14 protein-coding genes are annotated in these 15,368 nt (G+C 66.3%); 8 read left to right on the top strand and 6 right to left on the bottom strand.

What is annotated here, in order from left to right:
• The first annotated feature begins 469 nt into the window (after positions 1-469).
• Together NP4_RS06410 and NP4_RS06405 are read left to right on the top strand one after the other, a co-directional pair.
• Positions 470-1,171 (top strand): hypothetical protein, encoded by a 702-nt coding sequence (locus tag NP4_RS06410; protein ID WP_147287868.1) that lies wholly within the window; start codon positions 470-472, stop codon positions 1,169-1,171.
• Between the two features lie 106 nt (positions 1,172-1,277).
• Positions 1,278-2,858 (top strand): outer membrane protein assembly factor BamB family protein, encoded by a 1,581-nt coding sequence (locus NP4_RS06405; RefSeq protein WP_067993271.1) that lies wholly within the window; start codon positions 1,278-1,280, stop codon positions 2,856-2,858.
• 442 nt (positions 2,859-3,300) lie between these two features.
• Here NP4_RS06405 and NP4_RS06400 read toward each other — a convergent pair whose 3' ends face one another.
• Complete coding sequence (locus tag NP4_RS06400; protein ID WP_211335802.1) at positions 3,301-3,681, bottom strand: NUDIX hydrolase; 381 nt, start codon at positions 3,679-3,681, stop codon at positions 3,301-3,303.
• Between the two features lie 192 nt (positions 3,682-3,873).
• Here NP4_RS06400 and NP4_RS06395 point away from each other — a divergent pair, with 192 nt between their 5' ends.
• Positions 3,874-4,668 carry an SDR family NAD(P)-dependent oxidoreductase gene (locus tag NP4_RS06395; RefSeq protein ID WP_067993267.1) on the top strand — a complete coding sequence of 265 codons (795 nt, stop codon included), beginning with the start codon at positions 3,874-3,876 and terminating at the stop codon, positions 4,666-4,668.
• Positions 4,669-5,370: 702 nt separating this feature from the next.
• Here the strand turns inward: NP4_RS06395 and NP4_RS06390 are convergent.
• A complete protein-coding gene (locus tag NP4_RS06390; RefSeq protein ID WP_082875597.1) occupies positions 5,371-6,447 on the bottom strand; it encodes a helix-turn-helix domain-containing protein in 1,077 nt (358 codons plus the stop codon).
• A 183-nt stretch (positions 6,448-6,630) separates the two neighbouring features.
• Between NP4_RS06390 and NP4_RS06385 the strand changes: the two genes are divergently transcribed.
• Positions 6,631-7,473 (top strand): hypothetical protein, encoded by an 843-nt coding sequence (locus NP4_RS06385; RefSeq protein WP_067993264.1) that lies wholly within the window; start codon positions 6,631-6,633, stop codon positions 7,471-7,473.
• 115 nt (positions 7,474-7,588) lie between these two features.
• Positions 7,589-8,080: a cytochrome P450 family protein gene (locus NP4_RS06380; protein WP_067993261.1), complete on the top strand. Its 492-nt coding sequence runs from the start codon at positions 7,589-7,591 to the stop codon at positions 8,078-8,080.
• A gap of 24 nt (positions 8,081-8,104) precedes the next feature.
• Here the strand turns inward: NP4_RS06380 and NP4_RS06375 are convergent, their stop codons facing one another.
• From NP4_RS06375 to NP4_RS06365, 3 genes are all read right to left on the bottom strand, one after another.
• On the bottom strand, positions 8,105-9,751 hold the full coding sequence (locus tag NP4_RS06375) for a hypothetical protein (protein ID WP_067993258.1): 1,647 nt from the start codon (positions 9,749-9,751) through the stop codon (positions 8,105-8,107).
• Positions 9,752-10,027: 276 nt separating this feature from the next.
• Complete coding sequence (locus tag NP4_RS06370) at positions 10,028-11,854, bottom strand: CoA-transferase (RefSeq protein ID WP_067993255.1); 1,827 nt, start codon at positions 11,852-11,854, stop codon at positions 10,028-10,030.
• A 7-nt stretch (positions 11,855-11,861) separates the two neighbouring features.
• The gene (locus NP4_RS06365; RefSeq protein WP_174556099.1) at positions 11,862-12,950 is read right to left on the bottom strand and encodes a hypothetical protein; all 1,089 of its coding nucleotides are present in this window, start codon (positions 12,948-12,950) and stop codon (positions 11,862-11,864) included.
• A gap of 231 nt (positions 12,951-13,181) precedes the next feature.
• On the opposite strand from NP4_RS06365, the gene NP4_RS40715 reads away from it, so the two are divergent.
• The 3 genes from NP4_RS40715 (at position 13,182) to NP4_RS06355 (ending at position 14,873) form a co-directional block, all read left to right on the top strand.
• Entirely contained in the window at positions 13,182-13,331 is a 150-nt protein-coding gene (locus NP4_RS40715) for a hypothetical protein (RefSeq protein ID WP_156524890.1), read from the top strand.
• A 133-nt stretch (positions 13,332-13,464) separates the two neighbouring features.
• A complete protein-coding gene (locus tag NP4_RS39700; protein WP_082875596.1) occupies positions 13,465-13,956 on the top strand; it encodes an excalibur calcium-binding domain-containing protein in 492 nt (163 codons plus the stop codon).
• A 38-nt stretch (positions 13,957-13,994) separates the two neighbouring features.
• A complete protein-coding gene (locus NP4_RS06355; protein ID WP_147287867.1) occupies positions 13,995-14,873 on the top strand; it encodes an MBL fold metallo-hydrolase in 879 nt (292 codons plus the stop codon).
• On the opposite strand, the gene NP4_RS06350 is transcribed toward NP4_RS06355, so the two are convergent.
• A complete protein-coding gene (locus tag NP4_RS06350) occupies positions 14,837-15,367 on the bottom strand; it encodes a hydrogenase maturation protease (protein ID WP_169813668.1) in 531 nt (176 codons plus the stop codon). The two genes, NP4_RS06355 and NP4_RS06350, sit on opposite strands and share 37 nt — an antisense overlap.
• Between the last annotated feature and the right edge of the window lies 1 nt (position 15,368).

The following is a 15,368-nucleotide window of genomic DNA, read 5'->3' as shown; positions in this document are numbered from 1 at the left end:
GTGATCAGTGGGTCGGTGGCGGGTTGGCTGTCGAGGTGGCGGGTTTGCCGAGCGTGGCGCAGACGGCGGCGTCGATCAAGGCTTGGTCGGCGGCGTGGGATTTCGGTTCGGCCAGCCCGAATATGGTGGAGGTGAAGACGGTACGGGTTGGGCTTGGAACAGGTGGTGACACTGTGCGGCCCGGTGTGGGGGCACGTCGGCCAGGGTGAAGGCCGCCAGCGCGGCGGGATCGTCGATGTCGGTGGGCAACCCGCTGCTGTGGTCGAGCAGCATGCGCACTGTGATACGCCGACCGCATTACGAGAGCTTGCTCGCAGGTTGATGTGTCACTTTCTCGGTAACAATGGCTCGCATTCCTGGGCTTGTTGGTTGTTTCCGCATGGCAAGGCAGCTGGTGCCCCAACGTAACGGCAGTTGTTCCGTTGACGACATGGTAAGTGATCTGCATCACATAATGAGGAGAGTGGCCATGAGCATCAAGCGCATCGCCGAATTCGCGGAGACACTGCTGACCTCGGTTGCCGTCGCGGTCGTCGTGTCCGTGGCCGGTGCCCCCGCTACCGCTGACGCGTCGACTGCTCAGTGCGTGACCGACGTCGACGCTTCGGGGGACAGCGGCATAACCTGCACGGCGCGAGGCGCCGGCGTGACAACCACCCTGAGATGCGATTCGACCCGGGTAATTTCGCAAAGTGGCAGCGTTTACACGCTGTTCCCGCATTCGTGCAGCGGCCAGATCAGTGGGATCGGCTCGGCGGGCGCCACCTTCGACGGTGACAGCCCGGTCACTGTCGACAGTGCCGTCGGTGCTGTCAACGCGGTGAACACCCAGGGCTTCAGTGGCAGGTTCACCGAGAAGGGCAACACGATTCAAGGCACATGCACAGGTTCCGTGCTGAGCGAGATGTTGGCTCCCTTCACCGCCTCGATCGGCAATGCCACATGCACCACGACGGTCGATGTGCTCGGCGTGGGGGCGGCGACGGTGACGGGCACCGGGTCGACCCTTCGTGTGGTCACCACACCGGATGTCGCGGTCACCATCACCGGCCCCAACCTCGCATTGACCACTTCCACGGCGTTGCTCGGGTCCTGGAGTCTGGCCTGCGCCACATCGGTCACCATCAACCTCGGTGCGACCCCGATCGTTTCGGTGACGCCCTGCTCATAGGAATACGACTCGGGCCGGTCAGAATTGCGAATGTAATGCAGATCACATTCGGTCCGATTTGATTCGCAGAGGGACAGATCTTCGATGCCGAGAGAGCGAGCGTGTGATGAACACGAAAATCCGCAGTCTGATCCGAATCCCTGTCGGGCTCGGCGTGATTTTCCTGGCCCTGCTCCTGCCCGGCACCGTCCAGGCCGCGCCGTCCGGTGACTGGTCGATGTGGCAGTACGATGCCGCCGGTTCGCGGTACAACCCGAACGAGAACGTCATCAAGCCCGCCAATGTGGGCAATTTGCAGTTGAAGTGGGCGTTCGCCTTTCCGGCGGCCGTGGCCGCGTCCAGCCAGCCGGCCGTGGTCGGCGGCACTGTTTACGTGGGTGGTCGCGACGGGAAGATGTATGCGCTGGACGCCAAGTCCGGTGCCCAGAAATGGGCGTTCGACGCGCACACCACGCTCGGGCATGTTCCGACCTACGGGCTGCGGGACGGACCGGCGGTCGCGGGCGGCACGGTGTTCTTCGGCGACAACTCGGCGAACCTGTGGGCGGTGGACGCGCAGACCGGGGCGCAGAAATGGGTCCGCCAGCTGGATACGCATCCATGGTCGATCATCACCAGCTCGCCGCTGGTAGTAGACGGCACCGTATACATCGGCACCTCCAGTCAAGAGGAGGGCCAGGGCGCCAATCCGCTCTACGCTTGTTGCACCTTCCGCGGCAGTGTCGCGGCGGTGGACGCGGTGACCGGCGCGCTGAAGTGGCAGCACTTCACCATCGCGGCACCGCAGCCGACCGGCGGCACGCCGGCCTACGCACCCAGCGGCGGGGCGGTCTGGTCCTCGCCGACGATCGACCGCAATTCGCGCACGCTGTTCTACACCACGGGCAACCCGTACACCGGTACGGATGTGGGAGCCGAGGCGATCGTCGCGCTGAACATGGACACCGGTGCGCAGAAGTGGGTCAACCAGCTCACGCCCAACGACACCTGGAACGTGCGCTGTCTGACACCGCCGGCCGGCGGAAACTGCCCGGTTCCCGGACGTGACTTCGACTTCGGTACCCAGCCCAACGTCTTCACCATCGATGGCCGACTGTTGGTCGGAGCGGGTCAGAAGACCGGCATCTACCACCTACTCGACGGACAGACCGGCCAACTCGTCTGGCAGTCCCAGCTGTCGGTGCCGCAGTCGCCGATACCGGGCGCACAAGGGGCCGAGTCCCTGGCGGGCATCCAGTGGGGTGCGGCGTATGACGCCAATCGCCTGTATGTCGCTACCTATCAAGCCAATCCGGGCAAGCTCTTCGCCCTGGACCCGAGGGACGGTCATCAGATCTGGAGTACGCCGAATCCGGCGACGACGTGCCCGCCCGCCGGCGGCGTCCAGCTGGTCGATCAACAGTGCCGGGCGATGCCGAACGCGGTATCGGCGACGCCAGGCCTGGTCTGGGAGGGCAGCGTGGACGGCCACATCCGGGCCTTCTCGGCCGATACCGGTGCCATCGTCTGGGATTTCAACACTCTACGGCCCTACCTCGGCGCCAACCTGATCCCCGGCACGGGTGGTTCACTGAACGGCAACGGCGCGGTAATCGCGAACGGGATGCTGTACACCAATTCGGGGTATCTGCACCCGATCACGCAGGGCCTGCCCGGCAATGTCCTGCTGGCCTTCGGATTACCATGAGCGGATCAAAGTCTGGCGCCACGAGATCATTCACGTGAGATCCGGCAACATGAACGGGCGTTGTGTGATGTGTTGGGAGTCTGCGGCCTCCTAGCCGTAACGTGATCTCTTCAAATTCCGTGCGACTCAGGACCGCCTGAACGAACAGCTACGCTAGCAACATCCACCCTCAGGCGAGGAGTTCCAGCACATGGCGACGGCGATCCGTCACCCCTCGATCACGGCGTCGGCGGCCGAGAACGACAGTCTCGATGACTACGCCCCCGGCCCTCTCGCCCGTGGTCGATGTTGGAATAGACCTCGGAGAGGGCTCTCGACTACCGAAATCGGCAGGCGGCTGGATCATTTCGGCTTCGCATCCGCTAGCGACATTTCGACCGAGCACCTACACCGCGAAGGGATCGAGGGAATCCGCTGAGGATGTGAGTCCGGCCGAAGGTGGTCAACCGTCTGTGCGGCCGAGGGCGGGTCTGCTCCGCCACAGCGCGATTCCGATGTCGACCAGTTCGACTCGGTCGAGGCGGGCGATGTCGTTGAGCGGATGCCAGGCGGCGAGGTCGGTCGAGCCATTGGTCTCGTTGCGAAGTTCGCCAGCGGTGATCCGGCCCTCGTACACGATTCGGAGTCCGTGGAAGTCGGCGAATTCACCTTCGGTGCGTGGGAATACGCGGTTGATCGAGTCGATACCGAGCAGGCGGGTGAGGTCGACCAGGTACCCGGTCTCCTCGGCTACCTCACGGACAGTTGTGGCGATCGGGTCCTCGCCGTGGTGCATTCCGCCACCGGGCAGCGTCCATTGCTTGGTACCGTCGGCGCTACCCACCGGGCCAGCAGGATTTCGGTGGCGCCGACTGTGTCTCGCACGCACACCGCGTAGGCGGCCACCCGAAACTCTTTCCTCACTCTGGGAGGTTACGCAATCAACATTCGAGACGGCTCGACCACCTATGCGACGCGCAAACGTGCCGTCCAATTTGCGCCAGAGTCGGGCGGCGTACCGCTGCAGAATGACCCCATGGACCTCAACTTGAAGGACAAGGTAGCCCTGATAACAGGGGGGAGTAAGGGAATCGGCCTGGCCATCGCGAAGGACCTCGCGGCCGAGGGGGCCCGGGTCGTGGTTGGGTCGCGGACCGTGTCCGACGCCCTCGCGCAGCTGCGCGACAACCAGGGCGTCACCGTCGTGCCAGTGGACCTGGCGACGGCCGAAGGGCCGGGAGAGCTCGTGTCATCCGCGATCGAGACCTACGGCGGAATTGACGTTCTGATCAACAATGTCGGCGCCAGTGAACCGGGGCCCACGTTCGCGCAGATCGACGACGACGCGTGGCAGCGGATCTTCGACATCACGTTCTTCAGCGCTGTGCGCGCCTCCAGAGCCGCCATTCCATCACTGATCTCACGCGGCGGCGGCGCGATCGTCAACATCAGTTCCATCAACGCGAAGCTGCCCGATCCGGCCATCGCGCACTACAGCGCCGCCAAGGCCGCGCTGTCGAACCTGAACAAGTCGCTCGCCATCGAACTCGCACCGCACAAGATCCGGGTCAACGCGATCTCTCCGGGCCCGGTGCGGACCCCGTTCTGGACCGATCCGGGCGGGTTCGCGCACATCGTGGCCGGTGCCGCGGGTACCACGCCGGAGAAGGTCGTCGATGAGGTGGTGCCGCAGAACATGGGCACGCTGACCGGCCGATTCAGTGAGGCCACCGAGGTCTCCGCGTTGGCCGTATTCCTCGCCTCCGACCGGGCGGCGAACATCACCGGCGCCGACTACGTTCTCGACGGCGGCACGATCAAGACCGTCTGACGGTCCCGGCGACATTCCGGCGGTAGCGCAATTCCAGAAGAATTGTGGCATACCGCGCCAACGCGGAGCGGTGTCGCCGCGGTGCACGCGCGTATCGCTCGGCTGCAAAGGGATTGGATCCAGTTAACCAGGGGGATCGGATTGCGTTGCTCGACAATGTGAGTCAACTCGCATGCCGAACACGCAAGGTGGGCTGGACCGGCCGCGGTCTGCACCTTCGGCAGGTATGTTATCCAAGCGGAGAGCGTGGCTGGCGTGAGGGAAGCCCTGGGCAAGATTATTCGATATGGGCGGCGCCTGTTTCAGCTCGATGGCCGAGGGAGATGGTGCGTCGAGGGCCGGAGGATCCGGCGCTCGCCGACTTCATGATCGAGCCGCTTCGCCGGTGGGCTGCCGCGGTGGCTGAGAATTTCGTTTAACTTGCGGCGCAGGAACATTCGCTGCGAAGGGTCGAAGACTGCTGGGTCGACACTGAGTCGGCGCAATGTGCGCGGTACAGCAATGGGGAAGGAAAGTTCGGTGGACGGTTCGGCCACGTCCACGTCTCGCCTCTGACCGGCATGGCGCTTCATCCGATCGGTCCAGACATGCCCGGCGCTTCCGTGTGATGGCAGGCATCGAACTTCGCAGGAGGCGTGACCGCTCAACTGCGTCGGTGGCCTGATTCGTCTGTGAACTGCTGCTTCCTTCAACTCGGCGGGCTCACGCCGTGGCGGGATCTTCTTCGTCTTGTGATGTCGATGAGGTTTTCGGCTGGCTGTGTCCGCGAGGGAGCCTCGGCACACTGTCCGCGCCACGAACCCGACCGGGATCGTTCGAGCGGGCGAACTCCACGGGCGTCTGGCCGTAGCGTTTCTTGAAGGCGCGAATGAAGTGACTGCTGTCGGAGAACTGCCAGTGCGCGGCGATTTCGGAGACCGTCGGCCGTCGGCGCGAGGTGATCAGGTCCTGCCGAGCGTGTTCCAAGCGGCGGTTGCGGATATAGGTCGTCACCGACTCACCCGCCGCGGTGAACGCTCGTTGCAGAGTTCGCGCGGAGACATGAAGCTCACGGGACAGCATCGCCGGGCCCAGGTCGGGGTCGGCGAGGTGGCGGTCCGCCAGTACCTTCGCCGCCTGGACGAGCGCGGGCCCGAGTCCGGGCTCGCCATCGTCGAACCGACCGGCCACCACCGCCTTTGCCAGCTCGATGAGTGCGCCGTGCGCCGCGTACACGCCGACCGGGCCGAGGTCGGCCACGGTGGTGTGAATCATGTTCGTATGCGCCGCGAGCAGACGCATTTCGGCCGAGGTCGCCGATTCGGTGATGCTGCGGTTTCGCAGCCGCGGCTCGAGCATCGCGGAGGGCAGCGTGAGAATTTGCACCGTGGTGTCCGGCGCCGCTCCGAAATGCAATGGCGGTCCGTGCCGCAGCAGGAACTGCCCTGCGGTGACGGTGTATTCGGCGCGATGGGGCGAGCCGCTCAGCATCCAGGTGCCACGCCGCACCACATAGATGCGCACCTGATCGTCATAGCCGAGCGGAGTGCCACCCGTGCGAATGTCGCTCGCACTGTCGAGGTCGGTGATCGCCGCGTCGATCACCTTCGCCACGCGGCTTCTGACCCGGAAATCACCGATCGTGACGGCGCTGAAGGTCGGTAGCGGGAACCCATCGCCGACCTGCGTCTGCCACCCGTGCCGGAACACGTCGAAACCGCGCGATCCCGCTCCGGGGTCGGTGGAATCCAGCGAGAACCCACCGCGGGCGTCGAGGACCTCCGCTGCCGTGCTGTTCATCGTCGACCGATCTACTCCGCGTTCGTTTTCCGGATCCGCCCGTGTGCTCAGCGGCCGGAATCGAGTCTAGCGACGCGAGTGTTCAGGGGAGACGGTCACATTCTGGGCTGCGGTATCGAATGTTCCATTCGTTTGGCGCGCTTGTCCAATCCCGCATCGCAGCGGTTTCCTACGCTGCGTTTTATGAATTCGCTCAGCACATCGGTATTTCCGCGCCACTGCGATATCCGAGTGCGGCAGGGCGATCTCGGCCGCGCTGACGCAGTCAGCACGATCGGGATCGCTCGCTGGCTGGAGGATGCCCGAATCCATGTGCGCATGCCCCGCTTCGAGCAGCTCGGCGCGCACGGTGAGTTCGGTTCCCACCGGATCATTTTCGTCAGCCAATGGGTCGAACGATCGGCCCGCGTTCACCGTACCGACGCCGATATCCAGGTGCACACCGGTATTCGGCGCATCGGGCGATCGTCGTTCACCTATGAGCAGGCCGTGTTCGCCGGTGATGAGCGGGTGGGCGGCGGCGGGGCGACGGTGCTGCATCTCGGGCCCGACGGACCGCTGGCGCTACCGGACGAGCTGATCGCCGATCTCGCCGATCTGGCGCTGCCGGAGATCGGCGAGGCTGCCGCGCCCCGCGCGGGAGCCGAACGCGCGCAACGGGGCTACTACCCGTTCTTCGTGCGCCTGCGCGCCCGCATCTCCGACGTCGACTCCAACCAGCACGTCAACTATCTCGCCCTGCTCACCTGGTACGACGAGGCCGTCGCGGAGTTCACGGCGGCGGCCCTCGGTGCGGACGGGCTCGTGCCGGACCTGTCGGCCTCGTGGTATCGCATCGACTACCTCGGCGAGGTCACCTATCCCGGCGACTACGAGATCGGCGTGCTCGTCCGCGCTCGGGGAGAGGGCAGCGTGGCCTACGAACTCGGACTCTTCCACGGCCACACCTGCCTAGGCATCGCCGACGCGATCGGACCCCGAGGTGCGTTGCCCGCCAAGTCTTTTGCCTCTGTGGGCCCGCGTTGACGCACCACGAACCGATCGCGCTGGACATCACCGGCGCCGACATTCAGGCCGAAGCGGCCCGAATCCGCCGGAACGGTCCGATCGCCCGGGTCCCGTTGCCCGGCGGCGTGCCCGCATGGTCATCGAAGCGATCACCCACGACGTCCTGGATGGGTTGTCCACCTTTGCGGCCGGCTCTGTGGTGGATCTACGGGCGCGGTTCGCCTGTCCGGTCCCGATCCGGGTGATCAGCGAATTGATCGGCGTTCCTGAGCATTTGGCATCCGACCTGCATGCCTGCGTCGACAGATTCTTCGACACCTCCGACACCGGCCGGGACGCACCGGCCGACTACCTCGAAATGTCACGTCTCGTAGGCGAACTCGTCACCTACCGCCGAGCCGTACCCGGCGACGACGTCACCACCGCGCTGACCGCCACCTACGACGAGGAAGGCGCACGCCTGACCGAGAAGGAGCTGATCGACACCCTCATGCTGATCATCACCGCCGGTCACGAGACCACCGTGAACCTGCTGGACCACGCGATCTGCGGTCCTCGCCTCCTATGCCGCCGCGGGCCGCGACCCGCGACTCCACGGCCCCGACGCCGACGCTTACGGGTATGACGTGAAGGCGCTTGGTCGCACGGGTCAGGGGAGGAAGACGCTCCACAGGTCGTCTCGCACCTTGGTGACGGCGTCGGTGATGGACTGCGCGACCTGGGCGGGGTTGTGGAACGCGTAGTCGCCCACCGCGCTGACGCTGCCGGGGGAGAAGTCGGTGCCGGTGAGCTGGCTGATGGCGTAGCCGGTGGTGGTGACCGCGACGCCGAGAAGGTAGCCGATCTGCCCGCCGTCGGCTTTGAGGGCGTCGCCGACAACCGCTGAGCCGTACCGGATTTCGCCACCGGTATCACCGCGGGAGACGGCGATGCCGAGCTGGGCGTCGTCGAGGAAATTGCCGATCGTCCCCAGAACGGCGGCGGTGCTCGTATGTCCGGACAGCGTGGCGGCGAGGTCGGCGATAGCGACGAACTGCCCGGCCTGATCGGCCGCACCGGACAGGTCCGGCGGTGGTGCCGGGGTGAACGGCGCGCCGACCGGGCCGATGATCGGATTCGGGGTGCCGGATGCGCCTGTCCCCGAACCGGATCCGCTGCCCGCGGGCTGGTCGACGAGCTGGAAATTCTCCCGGTGCATCGGGACATCGTGATTCGGCCCGGTGCCTACGAGCTCCTCGTCGACCGTCGGGGGATCGTCGGCCTCCGGGCCGTTGGGATCGCGGGTGCGGAAAACATAGATGCTCGGCGTTGCGGGACCGAGCGGTGGCACATCCACCGATTCCCCGGGTTGCACTGCGACGCTCGTCGTTTCGCCGGAGGCTGGGTCCTGATAGGACACCACCTCGGTGTGGTCGGTGGTGTTCGTGTACCGCAGTCCGGTCGCCGTCGGAGTGAACCCGGGACCGTAACCGTCCTGGAGCGGCGGCGAATCGGGATCGACCCAGCCCTCGCCCGGCTGGGCGTCGGCGGGGAACACATAGCCGCGAATGTTGATGGGGGAGGTGGTGTCGCTCGTGCTCACCTGAGCCGCGGGGGCAGCGAGGGTGGGTGACGGCATCGAGACGCCCGCTGTCATCAGCTGGGTCATCACCGCGAGTCCGGTGCGGAGGATCGGTGACGGAGTCGGAAGCTGTTGGGCCGGAACGATCGACGCGACAGGCGGGGTCGAGGGGTTCGGCGCGGCCACGGTCGCCGGGACTGGATCGGGCTGCGCGGAGGACGCCGAAGCGGCGACGGTTTCGGTTGATGTCGCGGCGGGTGTGCCGAATTCGACGCTGTCGGCCGGTGTTCGGGCCGAACCCACAGCCGTGGACTGCTCCACGATGGTTCGCGAATTCGCTCGATCCTCTCCGCGCGATGGCGTGACATGCTGTGGCGCAGATGATTTCGACGCTGCTATGGCCGCAGGGATCTCGATGGCCGCAGTGGCGGGCACGGCGACTCCCGAGCCGTTCGCTGCGGGTGGTGAGCCGAACCCGCCCTCGCTCGAACCGGGCTTCGGCGACGCCGGTTTGGCGGCCGGACCACTCGGCGGCACGGCGTCCGTGCCGAGATGAGCGGGCTTACCTCCATGCGCCTGATGATCGGATGCACCCGCCCCGCCCGCGTGTCCGCCACCGTCATGCGGATCGGCCGTGGCCACCGCCGCGCCGAACAGAGTCAGCGCCGCACTCGCCGGTAGCCCCCACACCAGCCGCAACAGAACGACTCGGGCGGGAATTCGATCGTGACGCATCAGTTGATCTCCTCGAGGAACGGAGTCGACGGCACGCGTCGACTCGTCGACTATGAGCGCCATCGCCCGTTCCAGAGGAGAAGCCATCGGACTCGCGGGACAGAACGGCTGCGTGGACTGTTTCCCCGCGTACCGGCCGCGTGCCGGTCGGTCCGCCCACCCGACTATCGGTCCCGGGGAGCCGAGCGGTGTCGATCCACTCGCACCGTAATCCGGCTGCCCGAAAGCCACCGCCGGGGCGGCGTCGGGGTCCGACCACCATCGGCCCGCGAGCGTTCATGGTCGTGGCTCGGGCGATCCGGCGATGACAGGTGACGGTCCGCTTTCGACCTGCTCAGCGGGTCCGGAAGTCGCCCTGCCTATTTCAGGAGGAGGTAGGTGGTCGGGCAAGCGGAACCCCTGCCCGGTGGTGATCTCCGAGCCGATCCGGATGGGGCCGCCGACGGGCACGGCAATGGTTGGATCGACGGTCAAGATGTCGCGAGCGATGTCGATGCCGGGCATGATGTGGGTGAGTGTGAGGCCGTGCTCGTCGAGTCGGAACGCGCCGACGGTGGTGACGTAGTAAACGGTCTTGCCGCGCCGTCGTGCGATGCGGCCGTTGAATGTTATCTCTCGAACGCGTGCGACGAGTTTCGGGCTACCGACGGGTTTGATACGGATCCGGCCGCCGTTCACCTCACAGGAGCCCCCGTGGCGCCAGGAGCCGACGAAGATGATCGTCCGGGCTCCGTCGGTGATATCGATGAATCCGCCGGGGCCGATCGAGTTCGCGACGCCTGGTTCGGTGCGCGAGACGTTGACGTTGCCGTCGCGATCGAATTCGAGCATGCCCAGGCACGCCACGGCGAGATCGGTGCGGTAGCGGTGGAACATCCACGACGAGCTGTGCAACGACCGCGGGGACAGCGCCGCGCCGAACATGCCGCCCGGCGCTGGAATGCCGCCCAGGACGCCGGATTCCAGCGAAAAACAGAATTCGTCCGCGGCGTCGCTGTCGGCGAGGACGCGGGCGACGACCTCGGGGAGGCCGGTGCCGATATTGACGATCTCGCCGCGGCGGATGTGCGCGAGGAGCAGCGTCGCGGCCAGCCGGGCGACGGCATGGTCCGCGCGACCGCGCGCGGGGGCGGTGCCCAGGATGCGGTCGAGGATATCGATGCGGTCGAGCATGCGTCTCGTGCCGGGATCCGTCCCGGGCAGGAAGCAATTCCATTGGCGCAGCTGAGGCACCGACGCGGTCTGTTCGCCGCGGCGCGACACTACGATCGCGTCGATCGCGCTGGCGGGAAGTGCCGGAGCACAAGGTCTTTCGGAGTCGGACAGAATGCCCGCCACCATGACGACGACCTTGCCGCCGTTGGCGCGTGCGGCCATTGCGATGTCGTGCATCTCGGTGAGGCATGCCGCGCCCTCGAAATACACATTGCCCTCGCGGTCGGCCCACGGGGCGAAGAACAGGCCGACATCGATCAGGGGCAGCCGATAGCGCAGGGCATCGCCGTCCGGTTCGGCCAAGCTGCGGCCGGAGCCGGGACACAGCGCGGAACCGGGGCCCACGCGAGTGTCCATGAAGGTCCCGACGCCGACCGAGGTGCGCTGCGTCGAAACCCCCTGCGCCTGAGCCTCGATCAGGAGCGACAACACTCCTTGGGGCAGCAGATGTAGGCGCAGATCCCCCGCCGCGCCGAGGTGACGCAGCGCCGGCACGGTCTGAGTGTGAGCGGTGATGACGGTGTCGAGCAGTCCCGGTTCGGCGAGATCGTCGAGGGTGCCGGGCAATCGGCCGCGCCCGCCCGCGCCGCCGCAGTGGATCCAGGTGAGACCGGCTGGGTGTCGGCGGGCGCGATAGCGGTCGCGGATCGCGAAATACAAGGTCGAGGCGCGTCCGTGCGCGCCCAGCCCCGCTCCGGCCACGACCGCGCCGTCGGGAATCATCGCCGCCGCGGTGCGCGCGGAAACGAAAACCGGTGCGGCATCACGCGGCCGGTAGTCGGGGTCGTACCGCTTCCACGTGGGCAGCCAGCGCGCCAGATGCAGACCACACCACAGCCAATCCGCGATGCGATGCGTGGTCACGACTGGGTGCTGGTTGGTACGCATGGGAAAACTATGCGTGCCCTGCTCGCCCGGCAACCGATGCCGAAGCCACCTGTGGCGGGGTCTTTGGTCCTTTCGCGACGTCGTCGCGCGTGGAGGCCGGGCGTGGATTGTCGGCGTCGCGACGATCGGTCACGGTGGCGCTCGCATCGAGGGCGCGGGCCAGTGCGACGAGTACGCCGAGGGCTCGGCCGTGCTGGTCGATGAACGCTCGGCGGGCATCGCCGCGGCGGAAGGTGATGAAGGCCTTGCCGGTGTGCAGTTGCCAGGTGTGCCAGAACAGCATCGGGACGAGCAGCGCGAAATTGACTGCGCCCCAGACGATCCAGGCTCGCTCATCGAACCAGCCGTGCGAGGGCATGACGGTGGGGAAGATGTTGTAGATGCCTATCGTCAGCATCAGGACGGGCAGGGTATAGATGCGGGCGGTGATGTACAGCTCGGGGCGGCGCATCACCAGGGGGTAGATCTCGGCGACCGCCAGAATGCAGATGCTGCCCGCGAAATGCTCCTCCTGGGGTGGGTAGCCGCCGAAGGTGAAGCACAGGTTCCACGAGGTGTAGATGAAGTTCCAGGCGACGGTGGTGAAGGCGATCAGTTCGGCATCGGGTCCGGCGGTGATCTGCCAGAAGCGTGGGCTGTAGGGGATGGTCAGGCACAGCCCGAGCCCGACGGCGGCATTCCAGTAGTTGCCCAGTTGCGCGTCGCGCAGTGTCGCCTCGGCGATATTGAGGAACAGGATCGCGTAGGGGAACCAGAGGAACCTGGGATGGCGTAGCAACCGCCACATTCTGCCCTCGCGCTGTTCGGCTACCGATACGCGCATGGCGCCGACAATCGTGAGCGGTATGAGCACCGAGAGAATCTTGGCCCAGGAGAACCAATTGACCAGTCCTATATCGCGGCCCGGTCCCCAGATCCACAGCGGGAAGGTCAGTATCGACAGCCCCCATACCCACAGCGAGGCACGCGGGTGCAGTTGCATGTAGCGGACAATGGCCCACAGAATCGCGCAGAACGAGATCATCGCTAGCGCGGTGATCCAGGTGAACGGCGCGGGATGGCCGCTCACGGTCTCGGAAGTCGCCAACAGTGTCATGATCACAGCACACTCCGGGCGAACTGCCGCGGTCAGGAGCGGAGGTCCCATCTCGGCGGTGGCCAAAGTCCATTCCGGCGTCACCCGTCGGGTATCGGGGACGAAGGTCCCGGCTGAACGAGTCGAGCTGCTCTCCCTCACGGCGCGGTCCAGGAGCAAAGGTGGTGATCGGTCCGGTACCTGCCCCTTTGGATGGTCCGTCCGTTTCGAAACTCGCCCAGGAGAACAGCCATGATCGACAACGTGCCGGCACACCGTGATTTCGACGATGCCCCCAGCCGGATCGTGTGGCCCGATCCGAGTCCGCTCAACTCGTGGTGGGACGCGGTGATGCACGGTGAAGTCCTGACGGTGCCCCGTGCGCCGGGCCGTCTGCACTGAAACCGGTAACCGGCTCAACCGAGAGGTGCGATCCGGCGCAGTAGTTCACTGTGGGACGAGCCGCAAACTGCCCTGGTCGAAGGTGAGAAGTGATGGTGACCAACGGCTCTGGGGAGCTTTCTCGCGTCAGCGGATGATTTTCTCCACGACGCGACCGCTCTTGTCGGGGGAGCGGGCCCTGCGGGGCAACCGACGAATCGCGCGCCCCCGAGAAGCAAGGCCCATCATGACAATATCAACGCGACATTTCGCATTCGCCGCCACTCTCATCGCCGCGGTTTCGTTCGGGTCGGCATGCGCCACCAACACCGCACCGGCCCCGAGAGTGACACCGCCGACCACCACCTCGGCTGCTCATACCCAATCGGCCACGTCAGCGCCCCGAGTGCCGATTCCGACCTCCCTGGCGCCCGCCCCCACCACGGTGGCGGCCCCCGAACCCTATGCGCCGCAACAGCCTGTCGCTCCGGCCCCGTTGCCGGTGACTACTCAGGCCCCCGCGCCGGAGGTCTACTATCCCAATTGCGCCGCGGCGCGAGCGGCGCACGCCGCGCCGATTTATCGCGGTGAGCCCGGCTATCGGCCGGGTCTCGATCGAGACAACGACGGAATCGCTTGTGAGTAGACGCCGACTCTGCCCAACGCCGCCACCATGGTCTACCGTTGACAGATCGGTTCACCGTGGAGGTCGTGATGCCCGAATCCGCGGATCGCGATGAGCCGCTGACATTTCGGTGGCTCGGGGTGGCCGGGGTAGAACTGCGCATCGCCGGGCAGGTCCTGCTCATTGATCCGTTTCTGACCAGGCCGCCGTTGCGGCGCTTGCTGTTCGGTCGCGTCGAACCGCACCCGGCCTTTCTCGAGGCGCTGCTGCCTCGCTGCGACGCCATCCTGGTCAGCCACGCGCACTGGGACCACCTGCTCGATGTCCCTGCCATCGCGCGGTATACCGGTGCGGCCGTGTTCGGGTCACCCCACACCTGCCGGCTCGCGGAAGCCTGTGGCGTACCACCGGAACGGATCAACCTCATCCGCGCCGGCGACCGGTTCACCCTCGGCGCATTCGACTGCGACGTGCTCGCCGCGCACCACGGCCGTACTCCGCTCGATCCGCTGATCAATGGCCCGCTACCGGCTGATCTGCGGCCGCCGTTGCGGCTGCGCGACTACCGTATGGATACTTGCCTCGGCTTCGCCATTCAGGTCGGCGGCGTGCGAATCCTGCATCTGCCCGGCCGTGCCCGCCCCGCGGATGTGTTGATCATCGCGGCGACCACGAATCCGAGACGGCACGCCGCATTGCTCCCCGCCGTCGGTGCGCGGGTGGTCATCCCCGTGCACTGGGACAATCTGTTCCGCCCCATCAGCGCCCCGTTGCGCCCGATGCTCGCGCCACCCGCGCAGGCCTGGCCGCCGTTGCACCGTATGCAGCCGCGAAGTCTTGCACCGCTCGTCGATCGGCTCACACCGGGCGCCCGACTGCTGATCCCCGATCCCTTCACCGTCTATCCGCTCGCGACGCTGGCGGCCGCGGGCGGATAGTAGCCGGCGTGGTCCACTTGCTCGGGCGGCGAAGACGCGGCCGATGTCTCGACACCGACGCGGGAGAGTTCGGCCAGGACTGCCGCAACCGCCGCGGGGACAGCCGCCGATACCGGTTCGGACATACCGACGCCGAGGTCCAGACAGGCCACCTCCACGGCAATGACGATCAGTTCTTCGGGAAGTCGGCCCAGCGCCTTGCCGAGCCGGACCGCGTCTGTGAGTCCGAGAGCGTGTGAGCTGGTTGCCGCGGGGGTGTCGGCCAGGGTCTCGATGGTCAGGCGTCGAATGCGGCCGGGGACGCCGGGTCGGCATAGCAGGGCGTCTACCACGACGATCAGATCCATGGCGGCGGCCGTATCCAGCAATCCGGTCTGGTCGCCATCGTGGATGGCGACGAGAACTCCAGGGAGATGAAGGGTTTCGATTTCCGTGACGACCGCGGGCCCGACGCCGTCGTCGTGACGGAACGGGTTGCCGGCGCCGATCACCATC

The sequence above is a fragment of the Nocardia pseudobrasiliensis NBRC 108224 genome (assembly GCF_001613105.1).
Taxonomy (GTDB): domain Bacteria; phylum Actinomycetota; class Actinomycetes; order Mycobacteriales; family Mycobacteriaceae; genus Nocardia; species Nocardia pseudobrasiliensis.
This window is presented reverse-complemented; position numbering and strand designations above follow the sequence as displayed.